Source organism: Streptomyces shenzhenensis (genome assembly GCF_003688995.1).
GTDB classification, from domain to species: Bacteria; Actinomycetota; Actinomycetes; order Streptomycetales; family Streptomycetaceae; genus Streptomyces; species Streptomyces shenzhenensis_A.
In genome coordinates this window covers 551761-577425 of the sequence record NZ_PENI01000002.1, presented here as the reverse complement: position 1 = coordinate 577425, position 25665 = coordinate 551761, and the positions used below count along the sequence as shown (strand labels likewise).

Sequence of the window (25665 nt, the reverse complement as noted above, 5' to 3'; positions counted from 1 at the left end):
CGACCACCCCCGACCCTACCTCCCCGATGCTCCGTCGGTGACATCGAGATGCCCCATACACGACACGGTGGCCCGTACCCGCCAGTAGAGGTACGGACCACCCGGCCCGCCGCCACCGCGCCACGGGCCGGAGCCCGTCCGCCGACGCCCGACGGCACCGGACCGCCGGTTTCACCGTTTCGAGGGATGCGCCGCGCTGGGGCCGCCGGGGCAGTCATCCCAAAGTGTCTTCGGCGGCGACGAGTTGACGTGACCGTCGGCGGACCTCTCGACGCGAACACCCGTCAGGCCGGCCCGTCCGCCGCGGCGTCGGCCGTTCCGCCGCCCCACGACCGGCCCGCGCGGGGGCGGCGCCGGTGGCGGCGGAGCGGGGCCGTCACCCCACCAGGTTGTCGGCCATCTCCTCGGTGAGGTTGGCCTCCGTGCCCGGGATGCCCAGGTCGCCGGCGCGCTTGTCGGCCATGGCGAGCAGACGGCGGATCCGGCCGGCGACCGCGTCCTTGGTCAGCGGCGGGTCGGCGAGCGCGCCCAGCTCCTCCAGGGACGCCTGCTTGTGCTCCATGCGCAGCCGGCCGGCGGCGGCAAGGTGCTCGGGAACCTCGTCACCGAGGATCTCCAGCGCCCGCTGGACGCGGGCGCCCGCCGCGACGGCCGCGCGCGCGGAACGGCGCAGATTCGCGTCGTCGAAGTTGGCGAGCCGGTTGGCCGTGGCCCGGACCTCGCGGCGCATCCGCCGCTCCTCCCAGGCCAGCACGGACTCGTGCGCGCCGAGCCGGGTGAGCAGGGCACCGATCGCATCGCCGTCGCGCACCACCACGCGGTCCACGCCGCGCACCTCGCGGGCCTTCGCCGCGATCGACAGCCGGCGGGCGGCCCCGACCAGGGCGAGCGCGGCCTCCGGACCGGGGCAGGTCACCTCCAGGGAGGAGGAACGTCCCGGCTCGGTCAGCGAGCCGTGCGCCAGGAACGCCCCGCGCCAGGCCGCCTCGGCGTCACAGGTGGCCCCCGAGACCACCTGCGGGGGCAGGCCCCGGATCGGGCGCCCGCGCCCGTCGACGAGCCCCGTCTGCCGGGCCAGCTGGTCACCGCCCGCAACCACCCGCACGACGTAACGCGAACCCCGGCGCAGCCCGCCGGGCGCCATCACGATCAACTCCGAACCGTGGCCGAAGATCTCCAGAATGTCCCGCTTGAGCCGCCGGGCCGCCATCGCCGTGTCCAGCTCCGCCTCGATCACGATGCGTCCACTCACCAGGTGAAGGCCGCCGGCGAACCGCAAAATGGCGGATACCTCCGCCTTTCTGCAGCAGGTCCGGGTGACGGGAAGCCGGGAGATCTCGTCCTTCACCGCTGCCGTCATCGCCATGGGCCGATCCTTCCATGCATCCGAAAAATACGGTCGTACGCGGCGGCCAACAGCTCCGGGTCGTGCCGGGGAGAGCCGTCTGTCCGGGCCACCGGCGCCAGCTCGACCGCTGCCCCGAGCCGCTTGGCGGCTTCGGTGAGCGAATCCCGGTCGGGCACGGCGGCCTCGTCGGCCAGCACCACGTCCAGGGCGAGTTTAGGGGCGTGTCGCCCCAAAACCTCCAAATGACGCTGCGGAGAGAAGCCTTCGGTTTCTCCCGGCTGCGGAGCGAGGTTCAGGGACAGGACGCGGCGGGCCTTGGTGTCGGTGAGGGCGTCCAGCAGTTCGGGCACGAGCAGATGCGGGATGACAGAGGAGAACCAGGAACCGGGGCCGAGCACCACCCAGTCCGCGTCCAGGACCGCCGCGACCGCCTCCGGCACGGCGGGCGGGTCGTGCGGCACGACATGCACCGACTGCACCTCGCCGGGCGTGAGCGCCACCGTCGCCTGCCCGCGGACCGTGTCGACCTGCTCCGGCCGGGCCGGGTCATGGCCCTTGACCAGGGCCTGGAGCTCCAGCGGCACGGCCGACATGGGCAGCACCCGGCCGTGCGCCCCGAGCAGCTTGCCGACCAGGTCCAGGGCCTGCACATGGTCGCCTAGCTGCTCCCACAGGGCGACGATCAGCAGATTGCCGACCGCGTGGTCGTGCAGGTCGCCCTGGGACTGGAAGCGGTGCTGGATGACCCGGGCCCAGGTCTGCCCCCAGTCGTCGTCGCCGCACAGCGCGGCCAGCGCCTTGCGCAGGTCGCCGGGCGGCAGCACACCCAGCTCGTCGCGCAGCCGCCCGCTGGAGCCTCCGTCGTCGGCCACGGTCACGACGGCGGTGAGGTCGCCGGTGATCCGGCGCAGCGCGGCGAGCGAGGCGGACAGGCCCATGCCGCCGCCGAGGGCGACGACCTTGGGCTGGGCGCCCCGGCGGCGCGGCCGGGCGCCACGGGCCTCGGCGGGGCGGCCCGCGCGTGCCTCGGGGACCGCCAGGCGCAGCCTGCTCAGCCGCGGAGTACGTGGCGTCATTCCCGTCCCATGTCCCGGTGCACGACCACCGTCTCCACGCCCTCGGCCGCGAGCCGCGCCGCGAGCTTCTCCGACATGGCCACCGAGCGGTGCTTGCCACCGGTACAGCCGATGGCGATGGTCACGTAGCGCTTGCCCTCACGGCGGTAGCCGGCCGCGATGAGGCGCAGCAGTTCGGCGTACCGGTCGAGGAACTCCTTGGCGCCGGGCTGGTTGAAGACGTACGCGGCGACCTCCTCGTGGACACCGGTGTACGGCCGCAGCTCCGGGACCCAGTGCGGATTGGGCAGGAAGCGCATGTCCGCGACCAGATCGGCGTCGACCGGGAGGCCGTACTTGAAGCCGAAGGACATCACGGTGGCCCGCAGCTCGGGCTCCTCCTCTCCGGCGAACTGGGCGTCCATCTTGGCGCGCAGCTCGTGCACGTTGAGGCTGGAGGTGTCGATCACCAGGTCGGCGTCGCCGCGCAGCTCGCGCAGCAGTTCGCGCTCGGCGGCGATGCCGTCGACGATCCGGCCGTCGCCCTGGAGGGGGTGCGGGCGGCGCACCGACTCGAAGCGGCGCACCAGGGCCTCGTCGGAGGACTCCAGGAACACGATCCGCCGGGTGACCCCCCGGGTGTCGAGGTCGGCGAGGGACTCGCGCAGATTGTCGAAGAAGCGCCGGCCGCGTACGTCGACGACGACCGCGATCCGGGCCACATTGCCCTGGGAGCGGGCGCCGAGCTCCACCATGGTGGGGATCAGCGCGGGCGGCAGGTTGTCGACGACGAACCAGCCCAGGTCCTCCAGGCACTTCGCCGCCGTCGAGCGGCCCGCTCCGGACATGCCGGAGATGATCACCAGCTCGGGGATGGCCGCCTCGGGGACCCCGGCCGTCGTGACGTCCGTACTCACTGCGTCTCCGCTTTCCTGGACCGCGTGCTGAGGCTGATCCTCGCTCGCTTCCTTGTGCGTCTGATCTCGTTGCGCTGTGTGCTGTGCGTCGTGCTCGGTCATCTCTCCTGCCCCCGTCGTTCGTCCGGGGCGCCCGCGGTCACGGGCTCCCCCGAGGAGCCCGCCGTCGTATCGGGTTCCTCGTCATCAATGATCTCTCCGGTCGCCGTGTTCACGGCGGGTGCGGCCGGGGCCGCCCGGGCGAAGGCCGCGGCAATGGTCTCGGCCGTCTTGCGGCCGATGCCGGGCACCTCCTGGATCTGGTCGATTGTCGCGGACCGCAGCTTCTTCACCGAGCCGAAATGCTTGATCAACGCCTGTTTGCGGGTATCGCCGAGGCCGGGCACCTCGTCCAGGGGGCTCGCCCGGAACCGCTTGGCGCGCTTGGCGCGCTGGTAGGTGATGGCGAAGCGGTGCGCCTCGTCACGGACGCGCTGGAGCAGATAGAGGCCCTCGCTGGTCCGGGGCAGGATCACGGGGTCGTCGTCCTGCGGCAGCCAGACCTCCTCCAGCCGCTTGGCGAGACCGCAGACGGCGATGTCGTCGATGCCCAGCTCGTCCAGGGCCCGTCTGGCGGCCGCGACCTGCGGCTGGCCACCGTCGACGACGACGAGCTGCGGCGGATAGGCGAACTTCTTGGGACGGCCGTCCTCGTCCTTGAGGCCGTTCTCCCCGTCCTCGTCCACCCACTCGCCCGTCTTCTCCTTGTCGGCGAGATAGCGCCTGAAGCGGCGGGTGATCACCTCGTGCATGGAGCGGACGTCGTCCTGGCCCTCGAAGCCCTTGATCTGGAAGCGGCGGTACTCGCTCTTGCGCTGGAGCCCGTCCTCGAAGACGACCATGGAGGCCACCACGTCATCACCCTGGAGGTGCGAGATGTCGTAGCACTCGATCCGGAGCGGGGCGCTGTCCAGGTCGAGGGCGTCGGCGATCTCCTCCAGGGCCCGCGAGCGCGTGGTCAGGTCGGAGGCGCGCTTGGTCTTGTGCAGGGCGAGCGCCTGCTGGGCGTTGCGCTGCACGGTCTCCATGAGGGCCTTCTTGTCGCCGCGCTGCGGGATGCGCAGGGAGACATGGGACCCGCGGCGCCCGGTGAGCCACTCCTGCACGGGTTCGACCGGCTCCGGCAGGGCGGGGACCAGAACCTCCTTGGGCACGGCGTCCCCCCTCTCCTCGCCGTAGAGCTGCTGGAGGGCGTGCTCGACGAGGGCGGCCGTGGTGACCTCCTCCACCTTGTCGGTCACCCAGCCCCGCTGGCCGCGCACCCGCCCGCCGCGGACGTGGAAGATCTGGAGGGCCGCCTCCAGCTCGTCCTCGGCGACGGCGATCAGATCGGCGTCGGTCGCGTCGGCGAGCACGACCGCGTTCTTCTCCATGGCCTTCTTCAGGGCCCCTATGTCGTCGCGCAGGCGGGCGGCCCGCTCGTACTCCATCTCCTCGGCCGCCTCCGTCATCTGCCGCTCCAGGCGGCGCAGATACGTGCCCGTGCGGCCGGCCATGAAGTCGCAGAACTCCTCGGCCAGTTCGCGGTGGTCCTCGGCGGAGATCCGGCCGACGCAGGGCGCCGAGCACTTGCCGATGTAGCCGAGCAGACAGGGGCGGCCGGTGCGGGCGGCGTTCTTGAAGACACCGGCCGAGCAGGTGCGCACCGGGAAGACCCGCAGCAGCAGGTCGACCGTGTCACGGATGGCCCAGGCGTGCCCGTACGGCCCGAAGTAGCGCACGCCCTTCTTCTTGTGACCCCGCATCACCTGCACGCGCGGGAACTCCTCGTTCATCGTCACCGCGAGGTAGGGATAGCTCTTGTCGTCGCGGTACTTGACGTTGAACCGGGGGTCGTACTCCTTGATCCAGGAGTACTCCAGCTGCAGCGCCTCGACCTCCGTGGACACGACGGTCCACTCCACGGACGCGGCCGTGGTGACCATCGTCCGGGTGCGCGGGTGAAGGTTCGCCAGGTCCTGGAAGTAGTTCGCCAGCCGCTGGCGCAGGCTCTTCGCCTTTCCGACGTAGATCACCCGACGGTGCTCGTCACGGAACCTGTACACCCCGGGCGAGTCCGGAATCTCTCCCGGCTTGGGGCGGTAGCTGGAGGGGTCGGCCATGTCTCACACCCTACTGTCGGGCGGGGACAGTCCGGCGGGGCTGTGGACAACGCCGCACCCCGTGGCTCAGCGGTCCACGGCCCACCCGGCGCCCGTCGGCGGCTCCCCCGTGGCGATCAGCCGCCGGACGGTCCGGAACGCCTCCGCGAGGGGCACGGTGTCCCGGTCGGGGTACACGTCGCACTGCCCGTTCGCGAGGACGAAACCGCCGCTCGTCCCCCACGCCACAGGGTCCACCGCATGCCCCTCCGGCTCACCCTCCGCGTCGAGCAGCAGCACCATCGCCCGCTCGGCGTTGCTGACCACGGCGAGCGACCGCCCCGCGCGGCTTGTCAGCCACGTTTCGAGGCCGCCCACGGCGATCCGCCGCCGCAGCAACTCGACCGCCTCGTCGCCCCTGAGCGCCGCAGATCCGTCGGCCAGGGTCCAGGACTCCGTCACACGGCGATCCTGCCACCCCGGGCGCGAGGTGGCGGGACGCCGTGCGGGGCGGGGCACGGTGGCCGGCCGTGCGGGGCGGTCGGCGATCGAGGGGGCCGAGCGTGTGCCGCAGCCGCGGCGGCCGACCGCATACCGCGGCTGGGCCCGAGGTGTTGTCGGGGGTCGGTCAACACGCTTCAATGCGGTGGAACTCGGGGCCGTGAACGGCGGCGCACGGATCAGCGTACGGATACGCGGGCGCCCCGGCGCCACCGCGGTGACCCCGAAGGCCCGCGCGAACGGTCTGACCCGCCGTAGCGAACCCTCACAGAAAGGCCCCTGTGCATGCGGCACGGCACACAGCACGCGGACCTCGCCAGCAAGGAACTGGACACGGCCCTGCGGGGCGGCCCCTTCCATGTCGCGCTGCGTGCCGCGATCGCCGCCCGCGGACTGCCGCTCCAGCGCGTCCAGCACCACCTGTCGCGGCACGGGGTCAAGGTCGGTGTCACGAGCCTGAGTTACTGGCAGCAGGGTGCCCGGCGGCCACAGCGCCCGGAGTCGCTGCGGGCCGTACGCGCGCTGGAGGAGATACTCAAGCTGCCGGAGGAGTCACTGATCCGGCTGCTCGCCGAGACCGACGAGGGCACGGCCGGCCAGCGCCCCGCGGCCCGTTCGTACCGCTCCCGGATGGAGGCCTCCGGTGTGCTGAACCGGCTCCAGGCCGAGCTGGGCTGGAGCCTCGACGGCGGGCTGCACGCGCTGGGCCACCACGAGCGGGTACGGGTGGGCGCACGCCGGGAACTGGCCGGCCGCGAGTCGCACCACATCGTGCGGGCGCACCGGGACGGGGCCGACCGCTTCGTAGCCGTCCACCACGGCGACCCGGGCTGCGCGCCCGACCGGATGACGGTGCATGCCCTGGAGAACTGCCGCACGGGACGCGTCCGTTGGGACCAGGACACCGGTGTCCTGGTCGCCGAACTGCTCTTCGGCACCCGGTTGCGCTCCGGCGACACCTTCCTGTTCCGGTACGGCGTCGAGGACGGCACGGCCGGACCCTCGCGCGAGTACCTGCGCGACTTCACCTTCCCCGGCGGCCAGTACGCCCTCCAGGTGCGGTTCGACGCGGACGCGCTCCCGGCCCGGTGCCACCGTTTCACCCAGCACTCCGCGGCGGCGCCGCGCAGCGGCCGGCAGGAACTTCCGCTCAGCGGGGTGCACCACTCGGTGCACCTGGTCGAGCCGCGGGTACGGCCGGGCATCATCGGGATCGGCTGGGACTGGAGCTGAGCCCGGCCGCCCGGCAGACCCGCCGATCAGGCGCCGGGCCCCGCGATGAGCTTGCCGCCGGACGCCTTCACCGGCAGCTCGGGAAGCGGCACGGTGGCCGGAGCCTGGACCACCTTGCCCGTCATGGCGTCGAACTCGCTCCCGTGGCAGGGGCAGATCAGCGTCGTCCCCTCCAGTTTGTTGATGGGGCACCCGCCGTGCGTGCAGATCGTGCTGTACGCCTTCAGCGTGCCCTGCGCGTCCCTGCTGACCACGACATTGTGGTTCGTGTACAGCTGGGCGCCGCCCTGGGCGACCTCGCTCTCGGCGCCGAGTTCGACCGGAGCCGTCGGTGTCGCGTCCGACGTCGTCCCGCCCACTGCCGAGCAGGCGGCGAGACCGAGCCCGGCGACCGGAGCCACGGCGGCTCCTCGAAGGACGGTACGACGGCTTGCGGAGCGGCGGGCGGACATCGGGGTCTCCACTGGTCAGGGGGTGGTGCGGGACCGACCCTATCCGGCACCCCGCCGGGCGATCCGTCCCGGGTCGCCGAGCGAGGGCGAGGGCGAGGGCGAGGGCGAGGGCGAGGGCGAGGGCGAGGGCGAGGGCGAGGGCGAGGGCGAGGGCGAGATGAGCCTGCGTCGGCGTAAACGCTTGCGCAAGCGTTTACGCGCACCGACGAATGAGATACCTTCGCGGCCAGAAGGACTGCCACGGCCCGCCGGGAGGAAGCGCGATGCCCACGATGGCCGACGTCGCACGGAGCGCCGGAGTCTCCGTGGCGACCGTCTCCCATGTGCTGAACGACACGCGTCCCGTGCTGCCCCACACCCGTCAGGCGGTGCTGGACGCGATCGACCGGCTCGGCTACACGCCCAACACCCTCGCCCGCTCCCTGGTGACCTCCCGGACCCGCTCCATCGGGCTCGCGGTGTCGGCGATCAGCAACCCCTACTTCACCGAGATCCTCCAGGGCGTCGAGGCCGGTGCCCTGGAAGCCGGCTACAGCCTGCTGATCGCCGACCCCCACGACGACCCACGGCACGAACACAAGGTCGTCCAACTGCTCCACGAGCGACGGGTGGACGGCATGATCGTCGCCCCGTCCGCCGATCCGCGCGACCTCGTCGCCTACCTGGGCCGCCATGCCGTACCCACCGTGTTCCTGGACCGGCTGATCGACGACCACCTCGACGGGCCCACCACCGGCACGCCACCCTTCGACCAGGTCTGTGCCGAGGGCACCGAGTCCATGGCACTGCTGGTCGCCCATCTCGCCGAACTGGGGCATCGCCGGATCGGCCTGGTCGCCGGGCTGCCCGGGCTCAGCACCACCGGCGAACGGATCACCGGCTACCGGGACGGCCTCAGCGCCGCCGGTCTGCCCCACGACGAACGCCTCGTGGTGCCGGGCAACTCCGAGTCGGCCGGTGCCGAGGGGGCGACGGCGGCCCTGCTGTCCCTCGCCGCTCCGCCCACGGCACTCGTCACCGCCAACAACGCGATGACCATCGGTGCCCTGCGGGCCCTGCGGGACCGCGGTCTGCGAGTACCGGACGACATCGCCCTGTGCTGCTTCGACGACTTCGCATGGGCGGACCTCTTCTCGCCCCGGCTCACCGCGATCGCCCAGCCCAGCAGGGAGATCGGCGCGCAGGCCGTCCGTGTACTGCTGGACCGCCTGGGCGCACCGGACCGGCCCGCGCGGACGGTCCGGCTGCCGTGCGCCTTCGTACACCGCACATCGTGCGGCTGCCCGGAGCCCCTCGTCAGGACCGGGCCGCCGGAGCCCGCTCAACACCCACGACAACCCGGGCGACCGGACCAACCCGAACAGCCCAGGAAAGGAAGCGTCTCGTGATCGTCGTCGCCGGTGAGGCCCTGATCGACCTGGTACCGCAGGGCACGGGTGCCCTGGCGGAGCTGAAGCCGGCGCTCGGCGGCGGCCCCTACAACACGGCCGTGGCCCTCGGCCGCCTGGGCTCCCCGACCGCCTTCTGCTCCCGCACCTCCCACGACGCCTTCGGCGAGGCCCTGCTCGACGGGTTGCGCGGGGCGGGCGTCGATGTCTCGGGTGTGCAGCGCGGCGCGGAGCCGACGACCCTCGCGGTCGCCACCATCGACGGGAGCGGCTCAGCTGCCTACTCCTTCTACGTCGAGGGCACCGCCGACCGCCTCTTCGCGGCCCCGGCCGCCCTCCCGGCCGGGGCGCGCGCCCTGTCCTTCGGCACCTGCTCACTCGTCCTGGAACCGGGGGCGAGCGCCTACGAGGAGCTGATGCGGACCGCCGCCGGGCAGGGACTGTTCACCGCGCTCGACCCGAACATCCGGACCGTCCTGATCTCGGACCCGGACGCCTACCAGGCCCGCTTCCGGAGCTGGCTGCCCTCCGTGACGCTGCTGAAGCTCTCGGAGGAGGATGCCGAGTGGCTGGGCGGCAGCCCGCGCGAGTGGCTGGCCGCGGGGCCCTCGGCCGTGGTGGTCACCCGGGGTGGTGACGGGCTCACCGCCTTCACCCGGGACGGCGCGGAGTACTCCGTACCGGGTGAGAAGGTCGATGTCGTCGACACGATCGGGGCCGGTGACACGGTGAACGCGGCCCTCCTGCACGGACTGTCCGCGCAGGACTCCCTGTCCGCCGAGGCGCTCGCGGGCCTGGGCGCGGACGGCTGGACACGGCTGCTGCGGTTCGCGGCACGTGCGGCGGCGATCACGTGCTCGCGTGCGGGGGCGGAGCCGCCGTACGCCGCCGAACTGGGCGAGTTGTAGGGGTGAGCGGCGAGAGGGGCGCGGCGACTTCGAGGGCCCTTCCGGGCCCTTCGGGGGCTGGTTCCTTGATGTTGTTGTCAAGGTTCGGCCGGGCCTGCGGTTCGTGGGAGCGGTGAGACCGCAGGACCGGGCTGGCTATTGATGGAACGAACGGCGCCCCGCGGGGAGTTCCCGCGGGGCGCCGTCTTTTTGATGATGTGTCAGGATGTGACTGCCGCCAGGCGCCGGAGGTCAGACGCCCGGCTGAGCCTTGCGTGTCCGTGTCGTCTTCTTCGCGGGTGCCGCCTTCTTGGTGACCCCTGCGGCCTTCTTGGTCGCCGTGTTGTTGGCGGTCTTCGCCGTTCTGGCCGTGGCCGTCTTCTTCGCCGTCGACTTGGCCGCGACGGTCTTCCTGGCGGAGGCTCCGCGCGGGGCCGGCACCGACGCCGCGTCGCTGATGCGCTCGGCGCCGAGGATCTCGCGCAGGAACTTGCCGGTATGGCTCGCCGGGACCCCGGCGACCTCTTCCGGTGTGCCCTCGGCGACGACGAGCCCGCCGCCGGCACCGCCCTCGGGGCCCATGTCGACGACCCAGTCGGCGGTCTTGATCACATCGAGGTTGTGCTCGATGACGATGACCGTGTTGCCCTTCTCCACCAGGCCGGACAGGACCTTCAGCAGCTTGCTGATGTCCTCGAAGTGCAGACCGGTGGTCGGCTCGTCCAGGACGTAGACGGTGCGTCCCGTGGAGCGGCGCTGGAGTTCGCTGGCGAGCTTGACGCGCTGGGCCTCGCCGCCGGACAGGGTGGTCGCGGACTGACCCAGCCGGACGTAGCCGAGGCCGACGTCGTGCAGGGTCCTGAGGTGGCGGGCGATCGCGGGGACGGCCTCGAAGAAGTCGAGGGCCTCCTCGATCGGCATGTTCAGGACCTCGGCGATGGACTTGCCCTTGTAGTGGACCTCCAGGGTCTCCCGGTTGTACCGGGCGCCGTGGCAGACCTCGCACGGCACGTACACGTCCGGGAGGAAGTTCATCTCGATCTTGATCGTGCCGTCGCCGGCGCAGTTCTCGCAGCGGCCGCCCTTGACGTTGAAGGAGAAGCGGCCGGGCTGGTAGCCGCGGACCTTCGCCTCGGTCGTCTCGGCGAACAGCTTGCGGACGTGGTCGAAGACGCCGGTGTACGTCGCCGGGTTGGACCGGGGCGTGCGGCCGATGGGCGACTGGTCGACGTGCACGACCTTGTCGACGAGGTCGTCACCGTCCACGCGTGTGTGCCGCCCGGGCACACTGCGGGCGCCGTTCAGCTCGCGGGCCAGGTGCGTGTAGAGGATGTCGTTGACCAGCGTCGACTTGCCGGAGCCTGACACGCCGGTGACGGCCGTGAACACGCCCAGCGGGAAGGACACGTCGATGTCCTGGAGGTTGTTCTCCCGGGCCCCGTGCACCGTGAGCCGGCGGGACCGGTCCTGCGGGCGCCGCACGTCGGGCAGCGGGATGGACTTCCGGCCCGCCAGGTACTGACCGGTCTGCGACTCCTCGTTGGCGAGCAGTTCCTTGAGGGAGCCGCTGTGCACGACCTTTCCGCCGTGCTCGCCCGCGCCGGGGCCGATGTCCACGACCCAGTCGGCGATCTTGATGGTGTCCTCGTCGTGCTCGACGACGATGAGCGTGTTGCCCATGTCGCGCAGCCGGACCAGGGTCTCGATGAGCCGGTGGTTGTCGCGCTGGTGCAGACCGATCGACGGTTCGTCGAGGACGTACAGGACGCCGACCAGCCCGGAGCCGATCTGGGTGGCCAGGCGGATGCGCTGGGCCTCGCCGCCGGAGAGCGTGCCTGCGGCACGGTTCAGCGAGAGGTAGTCCAGGCCGACGTCGACCAGGAAGCGCAGCCGCTCGTTGACCTCCTTCAGCACCCGCTCGGCGATCTTCTTGTCCCGGGCGCTCAGCTTCAGCTCGCCCAGGAAGTCCGCGCAGTCGCTGATCGACATCGCGGAGACCTCGGCGATCGACCTCTCCATGATCGTGACCGCGAGGACGATCGGCTTGAGGCGCGTGCCCTCGCAGGTGGGGCAGGGCACCTCGCGCATATAGCCCTCGAAGCGCTCGCGGCTGGCGTCGCTCTCGGCCTCACTGTGCCGGCGCTTGACGAAGGGGACGGCTCCCTCGAAGGGCGTCGTGTACACGCGCTCGCGCCCGTACCGGTTGCGGTAGCGCACCTCGATCTGCGTCTTGTGGCCGTACAGCAGGGCCTTCCTGGCCCGCTGCGGAAGGCCGGCGAAGGGGATGTCCGTGCGGAATCCGAGGGCGTCCGCCAGGGCGCCGATGAGACGGCCGAAATAGTCCTTGGTGTGCCCGTGCGACCAGGGGTGGATGGCGCCCTCATCGAGGGACTTGTCCTCGTCCGGGACGATCAGCTCCGGGTCGACCTCCATGCGCGTGCCGATGCCGGTGCAGTCGGGGCAGGCACCGAAGGGCGAGTTGAAGGAGAAGGAGCGGGGCTCCAGTTCCTCGAAGGACAGATCGTCGTAGGGGCAGTACAGGTGCTCCGAGTACATGCGTTCGCGCTCGGGGTCGTCCTCCGGGAGGTCGACGAAGTCGAGCACGATCATGCCGCCGGACAGACCGAGGGCGGTCTCCACGGAGTCGGTGAGGCGGCGCTTGGCGGAGTCCTTCACCGTGAGGCGGTCGACGACCACCTCGATGGTGTGCTTCTCCTGCTTCTTCAGCGTGGGCGGGTCGGAGAGCTGGACGGTCTCCCCGTCCACGCGCGCACGGCTGTAGCCCTTCGTCTGAAGATCGGCGAACAGATCGACGAACTCGCCCTTGCGCTCACGCACGAGGGGCGAGAGCACCTGGAAGCGGCTGCCCTCCGGCAGTTCCAGGACCCTGTCGACGATGGCCTGCGGCGACTGGCGCGAGATGGGGCGGCCGCACTCGGGGCAGTGCGGCTTGCCGATGCGCGCGAAGAGCAGACGCAGGTAGTCGTAGACCTCGGTGATGGTGCCGACCGTGGAGCGGGGGTTGCGCGAGGTCGACTTCTGGTCGATGGAGACAGCCGGGGACAGGCCCTCGATGAAGTCGACGTCCGGCTTGTCCATCTGCCCGAGGAACTGCCGGGCGTAGGAGGACAGCGACTCCACGTAGCGCCGCTGTCCCTCGGCGAAGATGGTGTCGAAGGCCAGCGAGGACTTACCCGACCCCGACAGGCCCGTGAAGACGATGAGCGAGTCGCGCGGCAGGTCGAGCGAGACATTCTTCAGATTGTGCTCGCGCGCGCCACGGACGATGAGACGGTCGGCCACGCCGGTCCGCACCTTTCTTCAGAGAAGTGACAGGGGTCGGAGCCCCCGTGCTTCTTCAGCCTAGGGGGAGCCTCTGACAACGCCGGTCGCATTCCAGCTTCCACAACAATCCCGGGCCATCCAGCATGCCCGACGCCGCCCCCGACGATATAGCACGCACATTCGATTTGCGGTCCAGCCCCACAACCTTCACCCGAAGGAGTGGCGGGGCTAAGGTCGGCCCCATGATTGATCACGCCCACGACCTGGCGTCTGTACGTACCGCGTCCGACCGGCTCCTCATCGCAGCCGCCGTACTGGACAACGCGGCCGTGACCGAGTCGTCACGGCTGCGCGACTGGACCCGTGGCCACATCCTGGCTCACCTCGCCCGCAACGCGGACGCGCTCGTGAACGTCCTGGAGGGGCGTGCCATGTACGACTCGGCCGAGGCGCGCGACGCCGACATCGAGCGCGACGCCGCGCGCCCCCTGGACGTCCAGCTCGCCGACCTGCGCGACAGCGCGGCCCGCTTCCAGAACGTGGGCGCCGCGCCCGCGGACTGGGCACGGCAGGTGGAGCTGCGCAACGGGGTCGTCGACTCGGCGTCCCGGGTGCCGTTCCGGCGCTGGGTCGAGGTCGAGCTGCACCACGTGGACCTCGGGATCGGGTACGAGCTGGAGGACCTTCCGGCGGAGTTCGTGGCACGCGAGATCGACTTCCTCACGGAGCGCTTCCGCGGCCACCGTGACGTGCCCGCGACGAGCCTGACCGACGACGAGGGCCGGAAGTGGGCCACGGGCGGCGGTGCCGACGGCGGTCCGATCACCGTCGAGGGTCCGGCCGCCGACCTGCTCGGCTGGCTGGCCGGGCGGCGCGACGGCTCCGTCCTGCGGACCGAGGGCGGCCCGTTGCCGACGCTGCCTCCGCTGTAGCCGTGCGGGGTTCCGGGGCCGCTCCCCCGCTATAGGCTGACGGTCATGACGTACAGCGGAGCGGTGACGGTCGGCGGACCGGCGGACGTGCACGAGCTCAAGGACCTGATGATCACCAAGATCGCGGTCGGGCCGATGGACAACAACGCCTATCTGCTGCGTTGCCGGGCCACGGACGAGCAGTTGCTGATCGACGCCGCCAACGACGCGGAGACACTGCTCGGCATGATCGGTGACGACGGCATCGCCTCCGTCGTCACCACGCACCAGCACGGTGACCACTGGCAGGCGCTCGACCGAGTGGTGGCGGCCACGGGTGCGCGTACGTTCGCGGGCCGGGCCGACGCCGACGGCATCCCGGTGCCGACCGACGTCCCGGTCGACGACGGCGATGTCATCCGGGTGGGGCAGGTCCAGCTGACCGCGCGCCACCTGGTGGGGCACACCCCGGGGTCGATCGCACTGGTCTACGACGACCCGCACGGCCACCCGCACGTCTTCACCGGGGACTGCCTCTTCCCCGGGGGGCCGGGCCGGACGACACGCCCCGCGGACTTCCAGAGCCTCATGTCCGGGCTCGAAGCGAAGGTCTTCACCCTGCCGGACGAGACGTGGATCTACCCGGGCCACGGCAACGACACCACCCTCGGGGCGGAACGCCCTCACATCCAGGAATGGCTCGCCCGCGGCTGGTAGGCCCCCGGGCGTTCGCCTGACAGAGGCGAGCAGCCGGGCTCGGCCCGGCTCCGTCGCGTCGCCCCCTGTCGCGGCGTCGCCGAGCCCGTCACGATGTCCCTGGCAGTCGCCGGCGAAGGGACATGCATGGACCGCATAGGGGTTCCTCATCGGACGTTCGAGCACTTGCTCAGCGGTTTCATCCGTAGCGAGGCCGAAGAAATCGCTCACTTCGGCCGGGACGCCGAAGTCGTCATCCCGGGAGAGCCGTTCGGCAATGTGTTCGCCTGGCTCTGGGAGGAGGACAGGGACGCCGCGGTGGGGGCCCTCTCCGGTCTCCTGGCCGAGGCACGCCGTGTCGGCCAACTGGGCGACGAGATACGGCTGGAGAGCCTGATCAAGGGTCTGCGCTCCGCGCTTCAGCGCTCTCGCCTCGGTCAGGAACAGGACTTCCGGGAGGTGGAGCGGACACTGCGCGAGCAGGTTCCAGAGCACTTCGGGGGCAGGACCGACCTCTGACGGCAAACGCCGATGCGGCCAGGCGGGCTCGGCCTGCACGCATGCGCCGCGCATGCGCCTGCCATGAGCGCCGGGCGCGCGAGCTTCGCTCTTGCACCGGCGCACACTCGGCTCGTACGCCCCGCGCGGGGTAGCGACGCGCGCCCCGTGTGAACCATTCGCACACATCGGGTGCGCGTGCGCGCTCCCGGAGCGCGCTGATGCGCGGTCAACTGGAAGCAGCCCCGCGCAGGATGACGGCTCCTGGGCGGTACGGGCCGTCGGCCACCCCATCCCGCCCTCGGCCGGCGGCCCAGGCGGCGGGCAGGCGGGCACGGGCCATCGGCTGGGGGGCGGAAACCGGCGGGCATGGGTGCTGTTCACACGGCGGCAACACCCGTTCCCAGCATGCGGACCATGACCATCATGACCTCGACAAGCGCGGCATTCACTGCCACTCTCCCGCCATGCATCCTGCCCCTCGCGCCCTGCGTGGCGCCGTCGCCGTCGCCATAGCCCTGCTCGCCACCGCCGTCGCCTGCGCTCCGCAGCCCGAGGAGAAGGCGGCCGCCACGCCGTCCGGTTCGGCCGGGACGGCCTGTGCCAAGGGCGAGTTGGACACCAAGACGGCCGGCAAGCTGACCGTCGCGACCGACGAACCGGCCTACGCACCATGGTTCAAGGACGACGAGCCCGCCAACGGGAAGGGCTTCGAATCGGCGGTCGCGTACGCGGTGGCCCGGCAGCTCGGGTACGACCGGGATGCCGTCGTCTGGCAGAGCGTCCCCTTCAACAAGGCCTTCGCGCCCGGGGCAAAGACCTTCGACTTCGACATCAACCAGGTGTCGATCAGTGCCGAGCGCAAGAAGGCCGTGGACTTCTCCTCCGGCTACTACGACGTGCGCCAGGCCGTCATCGCGCTCAAGGGCACGAAGGCCGCGAAGGCGACGCGCATCGCGGACCTGGCGGGGCTCAAGCTGGGCGCCCAAGTGGGCACCACCAGCCTCGACTACATCACCGACGTGGTACGGCCGAAGCAGGAGGCCGCCGTGTACGCCAAGAACGACCAGGCGAAATCCGCTCTGCAGAACGGTCAGGTCGACGCCATCGTCGCGGACCTGCCGACCGCGTTCTACATCACGGCCGCAGAGATCACCGACGCCGAGATCGTCGGCCAGTTCGAGGACCAGGGCGACACGCCCGAGCAGTTCGGGCTCGTGCTCGACAAGGGCAGCGCGCTCACCCCGTGTGTGACACGGGCCGTCGACGCGCTGCGCAAGGACGGCACGCTCGCCGGTATCGAGACACAGTGGCTGTCCGATGCCGTCGACGCCCCGGTGCTCAAGTGACGGTCACGAAGGGCGGGTCCGGCCGGGAGGACGCGGACGACGGCGGCCGGCTGCCGGGTGATGGGACGGACGCCGTCGACGACGGCTACGTCCCGTCGCGACGGCGGCTCGAGCGCGAGCGCCACAAACGCGTCCGGGCCCGGCGCGCCACGGCCGTGGCAGCGCTCTCGACGCTGGCCACGGCCGCCGTCCTGTATCTGATCGTCGTCAGCGCGCCCGGCTGGCCGCGCACCAAGGAGACGTTCTTCAATGGACAGTACGCGCGCGAGGCGTTCCCCAAGGTCCTCGAAGGGCTCTGGCTGAACGTCCGGCTGCTGCTCGTCTGCGGCATCGCCGTCCTGGTCCTCGGCATGCTGATCGCCGTCGCGCGCACGCTGCGCGGCCCGGTGTTCTTCCCCCTGCGGGTGCTGGCCGCCGCGTACACCGACTTCTTCCGCGGGCTGCCACTGATCATCAATCTGATGATCGTGGTGCTGGGCGTTCCAGCGCTGCGGCTGCAGGGCGTGACGGTCGATCCGGTGCTGCTGGGCGGCACGGCACTGACCCTGACGTACTCGGCGTACGTCGCCGAGGTGTTCCGCGCCGGCATCGAGTCCGTACACCCCTCGCAGCGGGCCGCCGCCCGCTCGCTCGGCCTCACCAACCGGCAGACGCTGCGCCATGTGGTGCTGCCCCAGGCCGTGCGCCGCCAGGTGCCGCCGCTGCTCAACGACCTGGTGTCACTCCAGAAGGACACGGGTCTCGTGTCCATCGGCGGCGCCGTGGACGCCGTGCGGGCCGCGGACATCATCGTGGGCCGCAGCCTCAACTACACGCCGTACATCGTCGCGGGACTGGTCTTCGTCGCGCTGACCATACCGATGACCCGCTGCACGGACTGGGTGACGGCCCGGATGGACCGGCAGCGGGCCCAAGGAGGGGCGATATGAGCACCACGCACACGGACGGCTCCCCCGTGCTGCGCATGGAGTCCGTCCGCAAGACCTTCGGCGGCTCGGTGGTCCTGCGGAACGTCGGTCTGGAGGTCGCTCCGCACACGGTCACGGCGCTGATCGGCGCCTCCGGCTCCGGCAAGTCGACGCTGCTGCGCTGCGCCAATCTCCTGGAGGAGATCGACGACGGCGCGATCTGGCTGGACGGCGAGGAGATCACCGGCCCCGGGGTCGACCAGGACGCGGTACGGCGCCGTATCGGCGTGGTCTTCCAGGCGTACAACCTCTTTCCGCACATGACGGTGCTGGAGAACATCACGCTCGCCCCGCGCCGGGTGCACGGGGTGACGCGCGCGGAGGCGGAGGAGCGCGCCGTGGCGCTGCTGGAGCGGCTCGGTCTTGGCGACAGGGCGCGGGCGTATCCGGACCGGTTGAGCGGCGGCCAGCAGCAACGGGTGGCGATCGTGCGGGCCCTGGCGGTGCGCCCACGGCTGCTGCTGCTCGACGAGATCACCGCGGCCCTCGACCCCGAGCTGGTGAGCGAAGTGCTCACCGTGGTCCGCGATCTGAAGAACGACGGCATGACCATGGTGCTGGCGACGCACGAGATGGGCTTCGCCCGGGACGTGGCCGACCAGGTCTGCTTTCTCGACGGTGGCGTGGTGCTGGAGCGGGGCACCGCGGAGCAGGTCTTCGAGGACACGCAGCAGGAGCGCACCCGGCGCTTCCTGCGACGGATCGTGGAAGCGGGCCGCCTCTAGGGCTACAGCATCAAGACGACGGCCTTTCAAGGCCTTTAAGTCGACAGCGGGCTTTCAAACCTGTGCGTCCCTATGCGTCGGCCTGGGCCGCGCCCACCAGCGCGGCGACCCGCTCCACGCCGAACACGTACCCCTGCACTCCGCACCCCGCGATGACGCCGTCGGCGCGCAGGGAGACGTACGAGTGATGCCGGAACGACTCGCGCTTGTGGATGTTGGAGATGTGGACCTCCAGCACGGGCAGGCCGTCACAGACGTTGAGCGCGTCCAGAATCGCGACGGACGTGTGCGAGTAGGCACCGGGGTTGATGACGATCCCGCAGTGGTTGAGCCGCGCCTCGTGGATCCAGTCGACGAGTACGCCCTCGTGGTTGGACTGCCGGAAGTCCACCGTGCCGCCGTGCGCCTCCGCGGCCTTGGCGCACAGGGCCTCGATGTCGGCGAGGGTGTCGGAGCCGTAGATCTCGGGCTGGCGCTGGCCGAGCAGGTTCAGATTGGGCCCGTTGAGGATCATGATCGGGGCGTTGGCCAGGGTGCGGGGCACGGTTCCTCCGGTCCGTTCGGGGTGGCGGTGCGTGGACGACCGCTTCTGGGACCCGGTCTATCACGGTGCGTCGGCACGGTGGCCGGCCCGGCGCATCACGGTGATCTACTGACGCGCGCCTCGCCTCCGCACGCCCCCGTAACCGCCCATCACTGTGGGTAGCTGAAGCGCCATGCACGATGTACGCACCGTAAGGGCACCTTCCATGCTGCGGCTCGCTGCCGCCTCTCTCATCGGCAGCGCGATCGAGTTCTACGACTTCTTCGTCTACGGGACCGCGGCGGCCCTCGTCCTGGGGCCGCTGTTCTTCCCGACGTTCTCGCCGCTGGCGGGGACACTGGCCGCCTTCGCCACGTTCGCCGTGGGGTTCGTGGCCCGGCCGCTGGGTTCCGTGCTGTTCGGGCACATGGGGGACCGACGGGGCCGGCGGCCGGTCCTCATCATCTCGCTGCTGCTCACCGGCGTGTCGACGGTCGCCGTGGGGTGTCTGCCGACGTACTCGACGATCGGGGTGGCCGCGCCCGTGCTGCTGCTCGTCCTGCGCTTCGTGCAGGGGCTGGGGCTCGGCGGCGAGTGGGGCGGGGCGGTGCTGCTGACCGCGGAGCACGCGCCTCCCGGACGGCGTGTCCTGTGGTCCAGCTTTCCGCAGGTGGGGCCGTCGGTGGGCTTCGCGCTCGCCAACGCCGTGCTGCTGGCCCTGTCGGCGTCGCTGTCCGACGCGCAGTTCGCGCAGTGGGGCTGGCGGGTGCCGTTCTGGGCGGCCGGGGCCCTCGCCCTGGCCGGGCTGTGGCTGCGCTCCTCGCTCACCGAAAGTCCCCGGTTCCTGGCCATCGAGGACCACGCGCGCGTGCCGCTCGTCGACGTCGTCCGGCACCACTGGCGGCTGGTGCTGCTGACCGCCGGAGCGCTCGCGGTGGGGTACGCCGTGTTCTACGCCGTGACCACCTGGTCCCTCGCCTACGGGACGGAGCGGCTCGGGGTGAGCCGCTCCGTCATGCTGACCTGTGTCATGGCCGCCGTGGTGGTGAAGGGGGCGCTCACGCCCGTCATGGCCCTGCTCGGCGACCGCTTCGGGCGGCGAGCCATGTGCCTGAGCGGGTGCACCGCCGCCGCCCTGTGGATGTTCCCGATGGTCGCGCTCCTGGCCACCGGGGAGCCGCTGCTCATGTTCCTCGCCTTCCTGGGCGCGCTGGTCGCGTTCATCACCATGTTCGCGGTGATCGCCGCGTATCTGCCGGAGCTGTACGAGGCCCGGCTGCGCTGCACCGGCGCCGCGGTGGGCTACAACCTCGGCGGAGTCCTCGGCGGCGCGCTCACCCCGATCGTGGCGACCGCGCTCGCCGAGCACTCGGGGCGCGTCCCCTGGAGTGTGGGCGCCTATCTGACCGCGGTGGCGCTGCTCAGCCTCGGGTGCTTCGCCCTGCTGCCGGAGACCCGTCCGGTGCCGACGGTGGCGGCCGAGCCGGTCACGGGTTGATCGCCAGTTCCAGATAGACCGCGAACAGCACCAGGTGCACCCCTCCCTGGAGCGGCGTGGCACGGCCCGGCACGACCGTCAGGGAGCTGACCACCACGGTCAGGGCCAGCAGCAGCATATGTGTGGAGCCGAGGCCGAGGACCAGCGGTCCGGAGAGCCAGACGGAGGCGAGGGCGACGGCGGGGATGGTCAGCCCGATGCTGGCCATCGCCGAGCCGAGGGCGAGATTCAGACTCGTCTGCACCCGGTCGCGACGGGCGGAGCGGAGCGCGGCGATCGTCTCGGGCAACAGCACCAGCAGCGCGATGATCACACCGACGACCGCATGGTGCAGGCCGGCGGCCTCCACCCCGGACTCGATGGTCGGCGACACACCCTTGGCGAGGCCGACCACGCCGACCAGGGCCAGGCCGAGCAGGCCGAGGCTGATCCAGGCGGTGCGCGCGGACGGCGCCGCCGCGTGGTCGTCCGCGGTGATCACCTCGCCCTGGCGGGTGATCGGCAGGAAGTAGTCGCGGTGCCGGACGGTCTGGGTGGCCACGAACAGTCCGTAGAGAACCAGTGAGGTGAGTGCCGCGAAGGTCAGTTGCACACCGGAGAACTCGGGGCCCGGTTTGCTGGTGGTGAAGGTCGGCAGCACCAGGCTGAGTGTGGCCAGGGTCGCGACGGTCGCCAGTGCGGCGCCGGTGCCCTCGGGGTTGAAGACGGCGGTGCCGTGGCGCAGGGACCCGACGAGGAGACAGAGTCCCACCACGCCGTTGCAGGTGATCATCACCGCGGCAAAGACCGTGTCCCGGGCCAGTGTTGAACTCTTGTCGCCGCCGTCAACCATAAGGGTGACGATCAGAGCGACCTCGATGATGGTGACGGCGATGGCGAGGACGAGGGAGCCGAAGGGTTCGCCGACCCGGTGGGCGACCACCTCGGCATGGTGCACGGCTGCCAGGACGGACCCGGCGAGGATCACGGTCACCAGCGCGACGACGGCACCGGGCAGATTACGGCCCCAGGTGAGGGCGAGAAGGACGACCGCGAGCACCGGCACGAGGAGCGTCCACTGAGTGAGCGACCTGAGCCGAGGGATCATGCGGCGATGGTGGCAGAGGCGTACAGGGTTCGCATTCCGGTCCTTTCGATGGCGAAGGGGGTCGAGCGTGGCTCGGATCCCCGTCCGTTCGGAGTTGCCGGGTGCGTCGGCCTGAACCCGCGCCCGCCCGCGGAGGGGCGGGAACGCTCAGCGCCCGGCGGAGCAGCGGGAGTGGTGAGCGGCCTGACGCCGCACACCGCTCCCGTGCTGACTGATTTCGTGTGCGTCTTGTCCAGCGTCGGCCGTGGTCAGGCGTCGATGCTGTCCTTCGGTCCGTGGCCGGGCGTCGGCGACTGCGCCGCTTCGGCCGCCGCCTGCTTCTTGTTCGCCATCAGGCTGGTGATCGTCGTGACGATCAGGACGCCGCAGATCACGCCGAGCGAGACCGGGATGCTGATCTCCGGGACGTGCACCCCCGATTCGTGCAAGGCGTGCAGCACCAGCTTGACGCCGATGAAGGCGAGGATGACCGACAGGCCGTACGAGAGGTGGACCAGTTTCTTGAGCAGTCCGCCGATGAGGAAGTACAGCTGCCTGAGGCCCATCAGGGCGAAGGCGTTGGCGGTGAAGACGATGTACGGGTCCTGCGTGAGGCCGAAGATCGCGGGGATGGAGTCCAGCGCGAACAGCACGTCCGTCGTACCGATCGCGAGCATCACGACCAGCATCGGCGTCATGACGCGCTTGCCGTTCTGCTGGATCCACAGCTTGGTGCCGTGGTAGCGGTCGGCCACGCCGAACCTGCGCTCGGCGGCCTTCAGCAGCTTGTTCTCCTCGTACTCCTCGTCCTGCTCCTCCGCCCTGGCCTCCTGGATCAGCTTCCAGGCGGTCCAGATCAGAAAGGCGCCGAAGAGGTAGAAGACCCAGGAGAAGCTCGCGATGATCGCGGCTCCCGCGGCGATGAAGACGGCCCGCAGGACCAGGGCTATGAGGACGCCGATGAGCAGCACGCGCTGCTGGTACTGCGAGGGCACCGCGAACTTCGCCATGATCAGGACGAAGACGAAGAGGTTGTCGACGCTCAGCGACTTCTCGGTGATGAAGCCCGCGAAGAACTCGCCGGCCGGCTGGCCGCCGCTGAAGACGAGCAGACCCAGGCCGAAGAGCCCGGCCAGGGCGATCCAGACGGCCGTCCAGATGCCGGCTTCCTTGATCGACACGTCGTGGGGTTTACGGCCGATGAAGAAATCGACCGAGATCAGGGCGGCGAGCCCCGCGATGGTCAGGACCCACAGGGCCACGGATACATCCACTGCGCCTCCGGTACGTGAACGGGCAAAGAGTCAGCGTCGTCGCTACCGGAGGTCTCTTCCACCCGAAACGGGCCGGCGCCCCGGGATCTGGCCTGATCCGTATTGACGGGAACGCCGCAGCAGACAGGGAGTACTCCCCTCCGTGCAAAGGACAGTACCCCAATCACCAAGTAAAGGTAAAGGGATTGGCAAAAGAATGATCAAATCGCCTGGTCAGAGGCCCTTTACTGGATCTTGGTACGGGCGATGGCCACCTGGGCGAGCACATGGTCGAGCACCTGGCTGCCCGGCGGGACGAGCGACGGCTCGTACGTCCAGGCATGGCCGACCCAGGGGTCGGCGAGATGATCGTCGGGCACTGGTGTGAGTCGCATGAGCGAACGCCACAGCGGGTCCAGCAAAGGGCCGTACGCGGCGGCGTCCTGGCGGTCCGCGACCATCAGCAGATGGACACCGACCGACGGACCCTCGTCCGCGAGATAGCGCAGCGCCGTGACGGCCCGGTCGTCGAAACCGTGCGGGAAGTCATTGACGATCAGCAGATGCCGGGCCGTGTCGAGACCGGGCGGCAGCGCATCGGTGGCGCCGCCGCGCAGCGCCATCTGCACCAGGTCGACACGCTGGGTGAGCCCGCCCAGGGCCTGTGTGACGCCCGCGGCACCGGTCGCGGGTGAGGCGGCCAGCACGCCCGCCCGTACCAGCGGAGCGAGTTCCCGGGCCGCCGAACCGGCCGGATCGATCACATGGACGGCGAAGTCGCCCGCCGGGTGGGCGGCGAGCAGCCGGGCCGCGACCGACACCGCCGTTTCCATCGCGCGCTGCCGCAGTTCACCGGAGTCCAGGGCCGAGACGTCCGCCGCCGTGGGGCCGCTGTCGATCCACAGTCCCCGCTCCAGAGGCAGTCGCATCAGCAGCGGTATGCGCAGCGCCGGTCTCTCCGGCAGATGGAGGTCGCCCAGCCGCAGGGCCATCGGGGGCTCCGTCGGCACGCGGTACCCGTGCCAGACGGGGTTGTCCCAGCGTGCGTACGCCGGCGGAAACGCGGGCTCGACGACCCCGGCCTCGGCGGTGAGCTGGGCCAGGTCGCGGTCGAGGACCGCCGCCGCCTGATCGACGAGCTGGGCACGCTTGGCACGGGCCGCCTCCCGCGCGGCATCGCCGGACGAGCCGAGCCTGCTGCGCGGGTCGGACAGTACCTGGTCCAGCTCCTTCTCCATGCGGGAGTCCGCGAAGTCGACGGCGCTGCGGTATGCGGCCGCCGTCCGGGCCAGGTCCTCGAACATGCCCCAGACCTGGTTGTAGAGCCGTTCGTCGAGGGACCAGCCGGCCGCGTCGCCCGCCACGGGTGGCGCGGGCGAGCCCGGCGGGGCGGGCGGCGCCTGCGGCGGGGGCGGCGGCGCCGTCGCGTGTCCGCGATTCGGATGGGTGTAGTCGATGGGGCTACCGGTGGCCGCGGTGGGCTGTGCCGAGTCCGCCGTGGGCTCGTACCCGCGCTCCCCCGGCCCCGCCGGTGTCTGGGCCGCGTAGGGGCCGGACGCCTCGTACGGATGGGCGGGCCGCGGCGGCACCGGGTCGGCGGCGCGGGACGCGGAGCCCGGCTGGTCGGCGCCGGCCGCGGGCGCCGCGGCCCGGCGGGTGCGGTCGCCGTCGGCCGGGCGCGGCGGGGGTGCCGCGACCGACCGGGCCAGGCCCCGGGCCACCGCCTCCTGGATGCCGCCCGCGAGTTCACCGGCCCCGGGCATCCCCAGGTCGGTGAAGAGCGCGGCGAGGCCGCCCGCATAGCCCTGTCCGACGGCGCGCACCTTCCAGCCGCCCTGTCTGCGGTACAGCTCCAGGGCCACCACGGCCGACTCGGCGTCGAGACCGGTCAGGGTGTAGCGGGCGATCTCCGTGCCGTCGAGGCCGGTGACCGCCGCACGGGGGGCGGTGACGGCGCCGAAGCGGAGCGGGCCGCCCGCCCCCGAGGGCAGGGCGAGCAACACATTGACCCGGTGCACGGCCTCGGGCATGGCCGCCAGGTCCACGGCCAGCCGATGGTCGGCGGCCGCCTGCCGGGACACCTCGATACCGGGCAGCGTGGGCGCGCCCGGGTGGGCGACCCACTCGTCACCGCGCGCCGTGCCGTTCTCGTCGCTGAGCGCGGCGCCCGCCACGACCGGCACGCCGGCCGTGATCCGGATCTCGAGCCGGGCCTGGGAGAGCGGGTGGTTCTGCCCGCGTACCAGTTCGGCCGTCATCGCCTTCCCCCTGTGTCGTGGTGTCGTGCGCCGCTCGTCGGTGTCGCCGGTCGTCCTACAGGTGCGGCAGGATCGCCGGCATCAGGTCCTGGAAGGTGCGGCCGTTGGCCGGGGTGCCGAGAGCGGTCATCGCCCAGCCGGCGCCGGACCGGTGCACCTTGGCCATGATCTGGGCGGTGTAGGCGCCACCGCCGGCCAGCGTGTAGCGGGCGAGTTCCTGGCCGTTGGTCTCGTCGACCAGGCGGCAGAACGCGTTCTGCACCTCCTGGAAGGTCTGCCCCGTGAAGGAGTTCACGGTGAAGACGATCTGGTCGATGTGGACGGGCACGCGCTGGAGGTCGACGAGGATGGACTCGTCGTCGCCGCCCTGGCCCGCGCCACCGACGAGGTTGTCACCGGTGTGACGCACGGAGCCGTCGTCGCTCACCAGGTGGCGGAAGAACACCACGTCGACCGGCTGCTTGTCGGCGAACAGCACCGCGGAGGCGTCCAGGTCGATCTCCCGCGTGCGGGAGCCGAACAGACCGCGGCGCGGGGCCGCCTGCCAGCCGAGACCCATGCGGACCGCGGTCAGGGTGCCCCCGTCCTTCTTCTCCAGACTGATGGCCTGACCCTTGGTCATGTTGACGGTCACGGCTGCTTCCCCTCTCGGTGTTTCCCCTGTTGCCGCGGTATCCGCGGTTGACCAGAACCCTACGCACCGCCACTGACAGTGCCGAACCCCGGCCCGCGCT

General features: G+C 71.1%; 22 protein-coding genes. 10 read left to right on the top strand and 12 right to left on the bottom strand.

Translation table 11 applies throughout. From position 1 onward, the window contains the following. Positions 1-376 precede the first annotated feature (376 nt). The 5 genes from whiA to CTZ28_RS05450 form a co-directional block, all read right to left on the bottom strand. Positions 377-1366, bottom strand: a complete 990-nt coding sequence (whiA, locus tag CTZ28_RS05470; RefSeq protein ID WP_121888067.1) for a DNA-binding protein WhiA — start codon at positions 1364-1366, stop codon at positions 377-379. Next, on the bottom strand, positions 1357-2424 hold the full coding sequence (locus CTZ28_RS05465; RefSeq protein ID WP_121888066.1) for a gluconeogenesis factor YvcK family protein: 1068 nt from the start codon (positions 2422-2424) through the stop codon (positions 1357-1359). The genes whiA and CTZ28_RS05465 overlap by 10 nt, the downstream gene beginning before the upstream one ends. Next, positions 2421-3422 carry an RNase adapter RapZ gene (gene rapZ, locus CTZ28_RS05460; RefSeq protein ID WP_121888065.1) on the bottom strand — a complete coding sequence of 334 codons (1002 nt, stop codon included), beginning with the start codon at positions 3420-3422 and terminating at the stop codon, positions 2421-2423. Before rapZ ends, CTZ28_RS05465 begins: the two co-directional genes overlap by 4 nt. Beyond that, positions 3419-5461: an excinuclease ABC subunit UvrC gene (gene uvrC / locus CTZ28_RS05455; protein WP_121888064.1), complete on the bottom strand. Its 2043-nt coding sequence runs from the start codon at positions 5459-5461 to the stop codon at positions 3419-3421. The genes rapZ and uvrC overlap by 4 nt, the downstream gene beginning before the upstream one ends. Positions 5462-5527: 66 nt before the next feature. Next, positions 5528-5902: a hypothetical protein gene (locus CTZ28_RS05450; protein WP_121888063.1), complete on the bottom strand. Its 375-nt coding sequence runs from the start codon at positions 5900-5902 to the stop codon at positions 5528-5530. A gap of 324 nt (positions 5903-6226) precedes the next feature. Here CTZ28_RS05450 and CTZ28_RS05445 point away from each other — a divergent pair, with 324 nt between their 5' ends. Beyond that, on the top strand, positions 6227-7174 hold the full coding sequence (locus tag CTZ28_RS05445; RefSeq protein ID WP_121888062.1) for a hypothetical protein: 948 nt from the start codon (positions 6227-6229) through the stop codon (positions 7172-7174). A 26-nt stretch (positions 7175-7200) separates the two neighbouring features. On the opposite strand, the gene CTZ28_RS05440 is transcribed toward CTZ28_RS05445, so the two are convergent. Further along, positions 7201-7626 (bottom strand): Rieske (2Fe-2S) protein, encoded by a 426-nt coding sequence (locus CTZ28_RS05440; RefSeq protein ID WP_121888061.1) that lies wholly within the window; start codon positions 7624-7626, stop codon positions 7201-7203. A gap of 263 nt (positions 7627-7889) precedes the next feature. Here CTZ28_RS05440 and CTZ28_RS05430 point away from each other — a divergent pair, with 263 nt between their 5' ends. Beyond that, the gene (locus CTZ28_RS05430; protein WP_121888059.1) at positions 7890-9014 is read left to right on the top strand and encodes a LacI family DNA-binding transcriptional regulator; all 1125 of its coding nucleotides are present in this window, start codon (positions 7890-7892) and stop codon (positions 9012-9014) included. Then, positions 9011-9922, top strand: coding sequence for a carbohydrate kinase family protein (locus CTZ28_RS05425; RefSeq protein WP_121888058.1), 912 nt, complete (start codon positions 9011-9013; stop codon positions 9920-9922). The genes CTZ28_RS05430 and CTZ28_RS05425 overlap by 4 nt, the downstream gene beginning before the upstream one ends. Before the next feature lie 231 nt (positions 9923-10153). Here CTZ28_RS05425 and uvrA read toward each other — a convergent pair whose 3' ends face one another. Next, positions 10154-13204, bottom strand: a complete 3051-nt coding sequence (gene uvrA / locus CTZ28_RS05420; RefSeq protein WP_121888057.1) for an excinuclease ABC subunit UvrA — start codon at positions 13202-13204, stop codon at positions 10154-10156. A 224-nt stretch (positions 13205-13428) separates the two neighbouring features. Between uvrA and CTZ28_RS05415 the strand changes: the two genes are divergently transcribed. The 6 genes from CTZ28_RS05415 (at position 13429) to CTZ28_RS05390 (ending at position 18333) form a co-directional block, all read left to right on the top strand. Then, entirely contained in the window at positions 13429-14118 is a 690-nt protein-coding gene (locus CTZ28_RS05415; RefSeq protein ID WP_121888056.1) for a maleylpyruvate isomerase family mycothiol-dependent enzyme, read from the top strand. A 45-nt stretch (positions 14119-14163) separates the two neighbouring features. Beyond that, the gene (locus CTZ28_RS05410) at positions 14164-14814 is read left to right on the top strand and encodes an MBL fold metallo-hydrolase (RefSeq protein ID WP_121888055.1); all 651 of its coding nucleotides are present in this window, start codon (positions 14164-14166) and stop codon (positions 14812-14814) included. Between the two features lie 126 nt (positions 14815-14940). After that, positions 14941-15312, top strand: a complete 372-nt coding sequence (locus CTZ28_RS05405; protein WP_121888054.1) for a hypothetical protein — start codon at positions 14941-14943, stop codon at positions 15310-15312. A gap of 446 nt (positions 15313-15758) precedes the next feature. After that, positions 15759-16640: an ABC transporter substrate-binding protein gene (locus CTZ28_RS05400; protein ID WP_121888053.1), complete on the top strand. Its 882-nt coding sequence runs from the start codon at positions 15759-15761 to the stop codon at positions 16638-16640. After that, a complete protein-coding gene (locus CTZ28_RS05395; protein ID WP_121888052.1) occupies positions 16637-17569 on the top strand; it encodes an amino acid ABC transporter permease in 933 nt (310 codons plus the stop codon). The genes CTZ28_RS05400 and CTZ28_RS05395 overlap by 4 nt, the downstream gene beginning before the upstream one ends. Then, a complete protein-coding gene (locus CTZ28_RS05390) occupies positions 17566-18333 on the top strand; it encodes an amino acid ABC transporter ATP-binding protein (protein ID WP_121888051.1) in 768 nt (255 codons plus the stop codon). Before CTZ28_RS05395 ends, CTZ28_RS05390 begins: the two co-directional genes overlap by 4 nt. 70 nt (positions 18334-18403) lie before the next feature. On the opposite strand, the gene aroQ is transcribed toward CTZ28_RS05390, so the two are convergent. Further along, positions 18404-18877, bottom strand: a complete 474-nt coding sequence (gene aroQ / locus CTZ28_RS05385; protein WP_121888050.1) for a type II 3-dehydroquinate dehydratase — start codon at positions 18875-18877, stop codon at positions 18404-18406. Between the two features lie 205 nt (positions 18878-19082). Between aroQ and CTZ28_RS05380 the strand changes: the two genes are divergently transcribed. Beyond that, a complete protein-coding gene (locus tag CTZ28_RS05380) occupies positions 19083-20354 on the top strand; it encodes an MFS transporter (protein ID WP_121888049.1) in 1272 nt (423 codons plus the stop codon). Here CTZ28_RS05380 and CTZ28_RS05375 read toward each other — a convergent pair. The 4 genes from CTZ28_RS05375 to CTZ28_RS05360 all read right to left on the bottom strand — a co-directional run bounded on the left by CTZ28_RS05375 (position 20344) and on the right by CTZ28_RS05360 (position 25565). Beyond that, positions 20344-21441: a calcium:cation antiporter gene (locus CTZ28_RS05375; RefSeq protein WP_121888048.1), complete on the bottom strand. Its 1098-nt coding sequence runs from the start codon at positions 21439-21441 to the stop codon at positions 20344-20346. The genes CTZ28_RS05380 and CTZ28_RS05375 overlap by 11 nt on opposite strands. Positions 21442-21689: 248 nt before the next feature. Beyond that, complete coding sequence (locus CTZ28_RS05370; RefSeq protein WP_121888047.1) at positions 21690-22694, bottom strand: TerC family protein; 1005 nt, start codon at positions 22692-22694, stop codon at positions 21690-21692. Between the two features lie 224 nt (positions 22695-22918). After that, positions 22919-24931 carry a TerD family protein gene (locus tag CTZ28_RS05365; RefSeq protein ID WP_121888046.1) on the bottom strand — a complete coding sequence of 671 codons (2013 nt, stop codon included), beginning with the start codon at positions 24929-24931 and terminating at the stop codon, positions 22919-22921. A gap of 55 nt (positions 24932-24986) precedes the next feature. After that, positions 24987-25565: a TerD family protein gene (locus CTZ28_RS05360; protein ID WP_121888045.1), complete on the bottom strand. Its 579-nt coding sequence runs from the start codon at positions 25563-25565 to the stop codon at positions 24987-24989. Positions 25566-25665 lie beyond the last annotated feature (100 nt).